1 pseudogene is annotated in these 554 nt (G+C 63.2%); it reads left to right on the top strand.

What is annotated here, in order from left to right:
• Window positions 1–554 (top strand): annotated as a pseudogene (locus tag ACNFCI_RS24010) (type IV secretion protein Rhs); the annotation flags it as partial.

Genomic DNA, 554 nt, shown 5'->3' with positions numbered 1-554 from the left:
CGCAGCGGTAGCTTCATCTACCTGACCGACAACCAGGGCCGCGAAGTCCCCTTCGTCACCCTGCAACCAGGCGAGCGCATCTACAACCCCCACGAGCAGGTGTACCTGGTGTGCACCGAGGGCGGCCACTACCTCCTGCAGACCCTCGACAACCTGTTCTTCTACTTCGGTGAAGTGCCAGACACCAACACAGAAGTCCCGCTGCAACGCATCGAGAACGCCCTCGGCCACTTCCTGCACTTCACCCGTACACCCGAAGGCAGGCTGACCGACATCAGCGCCACCGGCGGCACGCGGGTGCACCTGCACTATGACAACCCGCTGGGCCGCCTAACCGACATCAAGCGCGTGGTGAACAACGAAGCGGTGGAAACGCTCACCCAGTACCGCTACGACGAACACGGCCAACTGAGCGAAGTGATCAACCGCAACGGCGATTCGGTGCGCGGCTTCACCTACGCCGAAGGGCTGATGACCAGCCACAGCAACGCGCTGGGCCTGGGCTGCCACTACCGCTGGGAAACCATTGGCGACAAGCCGCGCGTGGTGGAGCA

Origin of the sequence: Pseudomonas sp. NY15356, from assembly GCF_048068175.1 — a bacterium.
In the GTDB taxonomy this organism is placed as follows: Bacteria; Pseudomonadota; Gammaproteobacteria; order Pseudomonadales; family Pseudomonadaceae; genus Aquipseudomonas; species Aquipseudomonas putida_K.
The sequence above is the reverse complement of the archived record's forward strand: the minus strand, read 5'-3'. Positions and strand labels throughout refer to the sequence as shown.